A 4,597-nucleotide genomic window follows, 5' to 3' on the forward strand; every position below is an offset into this window, starting at 1 on the left:
GTGGTGGCCATGGCGACGGCCGTGGCGCTGTCGCACGACATGTTCGACGGCGCGCTGCTGCTCGGCGTGTGCGACAAGATCGTGCCGGGGCTGGTGATCGGGGCCCTGTCGTTCGGGCACCTGCCCGCGATCCTGGTGCCCGCCGGTCCGATGGCCTCGGGGCTGCCGAACGCCGAGAAGGCCAAGGTCCGCAAGCGGTACGCGGCGGGGGAGATCGGGCGCGACCAGCTGCTCGCCGCCGAGGCCGCGTCCTACCACTCGCCCGGCACCTGCACCTTCTACGGGACGGCCAACTCCAACCAGCTGCTCATGGAGGTCATGGGCCTGCACCTGCCGGGCGCCAGCTTCGTCCCGCCGGGCACGAAGCTGCGCGACGGCCTCACCGAGGCGGCGGGCCGGCGCATCCTCAAGATCACGGACCTGGGCGAGGGCTACACCCCGATCGGGGAGATGCTCGACGAGCGCGCGTTCGTCAACGGCGTCGTCGCGCTGCTCGCGACGGGCGGCTCGACCAACCACACGCTGCACCTGGTGGCCATGGCCGCCGCGGCGGGCATCGAGCTGACCTGGGACGACTTCGACGAGCTTTCCAAGGTCACGCCGCTGCTCACCCGCCTGTACCCGAACGGCACCGCCGACGTGAACCACTTCCACGCGGCGGGCGGCACCGCGTTCCTCATCGGCGAGCTGATCGACGCCGGGCTCCTGCACGAGGACGCGCGCACGGTCGGCGGCGACACCCTCGCGGCCTACCGGAACGTCCCCGAGCTCGCCGGCGGCAAGGTCGAGTGGCGGGAGGCGCCCGGGGTCTCCGGCGACACCGAGGTCCTGCGCCCGTCCGCCGAGCCGTTCGACACGCACGGCGGCCTGCACACCGTGCGCGGCAACCTCGGGCGGGCGGTCGTCAAGGTGTCGGCGGTCAGGCCCGAGCACCGGACCATCGAGGCCCCCGCGCGGGTGTTCGACTCGCAGGAGGCGCTCCAGGAGGCGTTCGCCGCCGGAGAGCTGGACCGCGACGTCGTGGCGGTCGTCCGCAACCAGGGGCCGCGCGCGAACGGCATGCCGGAGCTGCACCGGCTCACCCCGCCGCTGTCGGTGCTCCAGGACCGGGGGCACCGCGTCGCGCTGGTGACCGACGGCCGCATGTCCGGCGCGTCCGGCGCGGTGCCCGCCGCGATCCACGTGTCGCCGGAGGCCGCCGCCGGAGGTCCGCTCGCCCGCGTCCGCGACGGAGACGTCGTCCGGCTCGACGCGGACGCCGGGGTGCTGAAGGTGCTCGTCCCGGACGAGGAGCTCGCCGCCCGCGCGCCCGCCGAGGGGCCGCCCGACCAGACCTACGGCACGGGGCGGGAGCTGTTCCAGTCGTTCCGCGCCGCCGTGGGCCCGGCCGAACGCGGGGCGGGGGTCTTCTCGTCATGAGCGGAGCGGACCGGGGGGAGTGGGGGCTCGCACCCTCACAGGAATCGCTGAGCGGAGCCGAGTGGCTGGTCGCGGACGTGGGCGGCACCAACGCCCGGTTCGCTCTGATCGACGGCCCGGACGGCGCCCTGTCGGAGGTCCGGGCGCTGCCGACCCGCGACTATCCGGGCCTCGCGGAGGCCGCGGCCGCCTACCTCGACGCGGTCGGCGCGCGCCCGGTGGCGGCGTGCCTGGCCGTGGCGGGCCCCGTCGTGAATGGCACGTTCCATCTGACCAACGCGGGCTGGCCCAAGGGCGACCCGGAGGCGGTGCGGGCCCATCTCGGCCTGGCGCATCTCGACGTCATCAACGACTTCGAGGCGCTCGCCCTGGCCCTGCCGCACCTCGGTGGCGACGACCTCGTTCCCATCGGGCGGGGCGACGCGGACCCCGGCGCGCCCCTCGCGGTGGTCGGGCCCGGCACGGGCCTCGGCGTCGCCGGGCTCGTCCGGACGCCGTCGGGCCCCGTGCCCCTGCCCGGCGAGGGCGGCCACGTCGACGTCCCGGCCGCGACCGACCGCGAGCTCCTGGTGGCGCGGCTGCTGCGCGCCGAGAAGGGCGCGGCCTCCGCCGAGTACCTGCTGTCGGGGGCGGGGCTGGCCCGCATCCGCCGGTACCTCGCCGCGATCGACGGCCGGCCCGCGCTGGACCTGACCCCGCGGCAGATCAGCGAGGACCGCGACGACCCCCTGAGCCGCGAGGCCGTGGAGATGTTCTGCGCGCTGCTCGGGTCGCACGCGGGCAACGTCGCCCTCACGCTCGGCGCGCGGGGCGGCGTCTATCTCGGCGGCGGGATCCTGCCGCGGATCGTGGACGTGCTGCGGGGCAGCGCGTTCCGGGCCCGTTTCGAGGGGAAGCCCCCCGTCGAGGACTACCTGCGCGCCATCCCGACCGCTCTCATCGTCCATCCCGGCCCGGCCCTCGTCGGCGCCGCCGCCCGGCTCGCGCAGAGCCTGCCCGACCTGGAGCCCGCATGATCGCCGAAGACCTGTTCGACCTCGCGCCCGTCATCCCCGTGGTGGTGCTGGACGACGCCGATGCCGCCGTCCCGCTGGCCCGCGCCCTGGTGGAGGGCGGCCTCCCCGTGATCGAGGTGACGCTGCGCACGCCGTCAGCGCTGGCGGCGATCACGCGGATCGCCGCCGAGGTCCCGGACGCCGTGGTGGGCGCGGGGACCGTCGTGCGCCCCGAGGACGCCGAGCGCTCGGCGGCCGCCGGGGCGAGGTTCCTCGTCAGCCCCGGCTGCACGTCCCGCCTCCAGGCGGCGATGGTCGCGACGGGCCTGCCGTTCCTGCCGGGCGTCGCGACCGCCTCCGAGGCGATCGCCCTGCTGGAGGGCGGGATCACGGCGATGAAGTTCTTCCCGGCCGAGGCGGCGGGCGGCGCCGCCTACCTGAAGGCGCTCGGCGGGCCGCTTCCGCAGATCCGGTTCTGCCCCACGGGCGGGATCGGCCTGCGCAACGCCGCCGAGTACCTCGCGCTCGGCAACGTCGGCTGCGTCGGCGGCTCCTGGCTCACCCCCGCGGACGCCGTCCGCGAGGGCGACTGGGACCGCGTCCGCAAGCTCGCCTCCGAGGCGGCGGCGCTCCGCACGGGATGACCTCGGTGCGCGGTGATGTCACATCCCGGGACGGCGCTCCCGTCTCCCGGGTATGGACACCACATCGACGCTTGAGAAGCTGAAGAAGCAGCGCACGGTCCTGCTGACCAGCTACCGCAAGGACGGGACGCCGGTCGGGACGCCCGTGAACGTCGTCGTCCGCGGCGACCGCGCCTACTTCCGCACCTACGACAAGGCGTTCAAGGCCAGGCGGCTGGCGCGCAATCCGGAGGTGGAGCTCGCGCCGAGCACCTTCCGGGGCCGGGTCACCGGCCCGGAGGCGCGCGGCCGCGTCCGCCTGCTCAGCGAGCAGGAGGCGCGGCCGATCCGCCGGCTGCTCGCCCGCAAGCACCCGCTCCTGCAGGGGGTGGCGGTGCCGCTGGCCCACAAGCTGAAGGGCTACCGGACGCTGCACTACGAGCTCACGCTCGACGGGTCCTGACCGCGGTGCGGGCACGGGCCCGCGGCCAGGCCCCGCCCGCCGCCCGCCGGGACGAGGTCCATCCGCAGCCGCCCGCAGGCGCAGCGCGTCCAGGTGACGACGCCGTCGCTGGTGAGGTGCCGGGAAACGAGAGTGGTCGGTTCGCTCATGGCAGCAGTCTGCGGCGGGGCGAACGTTTCCGTCCATTTCAGATTTCCGCAGGGAACCGTGCAAGATGCTTGCATGATCGACCTGCGCCGGCTGCACATGCTGAGGCTCGTCCACCAGTACGGGACCGTCACGTCCGCGGCGGAGGCGATGCACCTGACGCCCTCGGCGGTCTCCCACCACCTGCGCGAGCTGGCGCGGGAGCTGAAGGTGCCGCTGCTGGAGCCGCAGGGCCGCCGGGTGCGGCTGACCCCGGCCGCGCACCTGCTGATCGGGCACGCCGACGGCCTCCTCGCCCGGTGGGAGGAGGCCCTGGCCGACCTGGAGTCGCACCGCGCCGGGGCGGCGGGGCCGCTGCGCATGTGCGGGTTCACCACGGCCGTCTCGGGGCTCGTCGCCCCCGCCGCCGGCGCCCTGCTGCGGGACGACCCGGACCTCGCGGTCGAGGTCCGCGAGTGCGACACCGACGAGGCCGTCGGGCTGCTCGCGGCGGGGGAGACCGACATCGCGGTGATCGAGCCGACCCCCGGCGCGCCGCCGGCGGGCGATCCGCGCTTCGACCGCGAGCCGCTGCTGGAGGAGGCGCTCGACCTCATCGTCCCGGCGGGGCATCCGCTGGCGCTGCGCGACCGCGTCCGGCTGGAGGACGCCGCGGGCGAGCCGTGGATCAGCGTCCACGGCTGCGCCCACCACCAGCAGGTCATGGCCTACTGCGCCGCCGCCGGGTTCACGCCGCGGATCGCGCACAACGTCACGACCTGGTCGGTGATCTGGGCCCTGGTCGCCAACGGCCTCGGGGTGTCCCTCGTGCCGCGGCTGGCCGGCGGGCAGGCCGGCCAGCCGGTCGTGCGGGTGCCGCTCATCGGGGACGGCGTCCCGAAGCGGCGACCACTTCGCCGACAAGGACGCGCTCCTCGCCGGCCTGCTGAAGCGCCTGGACGAGGTCCAGC

Annotated in this window: 6 protein-coding genes; 5 read left to right on the forward strand and 1 reads right to left on the reverse strand. The window is 75.4% G+C overall.

All coding sequences use genetic code 11. From position 1 onward, the window contains the following. From edd to AB0C69_RS38460, 4 genes are all read left to right on the forward strand, one after another. A partial coding sequence (gene edd / locus AB0C69_RS38445; protein WP_360360910.1) for a phosphogluconate dehydratase occupies nucleotides 1-1,419 on the forward strand: 1,419 nt, incomplete at its 5' end. Beyond that, complete coding sequence (gene glk / locus AB0C69_RS38450) at nucleotides 1,416-2,435, forward strand: glucokinase (protein ID WP_360360913.1); 1,020 nt, start codon at nucleotides 1,416-1,418, stop codon at nucleotides 2,433-2,435. The genes edd and glk, both read left to right, overlap by 4 nt. Beyond that, a complete protein-coding gene (eda, locus tag AB0C69_RS38455) occupies nucleotides 2,432-3,058 on the forward strand; it encodes a bifunctional 4-hydroxy-2-oxoglutarate aldolase/2-dehydro-3-deoxy-phosphogluconate aldolase (RefSeq protein WP_353832628.1) in 627 nt (208 codons plus the stop codon). Before glk ends, eda begins: the two co-directional genes overlap by 4 nt. A gap of 52 nt (nucleotides 3,059-3,110) precedes the next feature. Then, entirely contained in the window at nucleotides 3,111-3,500 is a 390-nt protein-coding gene (locus AB0C69_RS38460) for a PPOX class F420-dependent oxidoreductase (protein WP_345177475.1), read from the forward strand. Here AB0C69_RS38460 and AB0C69_RS38465 read toward each other — a convergent pair. Next, nucleotides 3,473-3,649: a hypothetical protein gene (locus tag AB0C69_RS38465; RefSeq protein WP_345177473.1), complete on the reverse strand. Its 177-nt coding sequence runs from the start codon at nucleotides 3,647-3,649 to the stop codon at nucleotides 3,473-3,475. The genes AB0C69_RS38460 and AB0C69_RS38465 overlap by 28 nt on opposite strands. Nucleotides 3,650-3,722: 73 nt before the next feature. Between AB0C69_RS38465 and AB0C69_RS38470 the strand changes: the two genes are divergently transcribed. Continuing rightward, nucleotides 3,723-4,597 (forward strand): LysR family transcriptional regulator (locus AB0C69_RS38470; RefSeq protein WP_360360918.1); only part of this gene is annotated, 875 nt, incomplete at its 3' end.

It is taken from the genome of Actinomadura sp. NPDC048032 (assembly GCF_040653175.1).
Taxonomy (GTDB): domain Bacteria; phylum Actinomycetota; class Actinomycetes; order Streptosporangiales; family Streptosporangiaceae; genus Spirillospora; species Spirillospora verrucosospora.

Excerpts from the sequence above, each read along its gene's own strand:
- glk (WP_360360913.1), top strand. The coding sequence starts at position 1,416 with ATGAGCGGAGCGGACCGGGGGGAGTGGGGGCTCGCACCCTCACAGGAA.
- eda (WP_353832628.1), top strand. The coding sequence starts at position 2,432 with ATGATCGCCGAAGACCTGTTCGACCTCGCGCCCGTCATCCCCGTGGTG.
- AB0C69_RS38465 (WP_345177473.1), bottom strand. The coding sequence starts at position 3,649 with ATGAGCGAACCGACCACTCTCGTTTCCCGGCACCTCACCAGCGACGGC.
- AB0C69_RS38460 (WP_345177475.1), top strand. The coding sequence starts at position 3,111 with ATGGACACCACATCGACGCTTGAGAAGCTGAAGAAGCAGCGCACGGTC.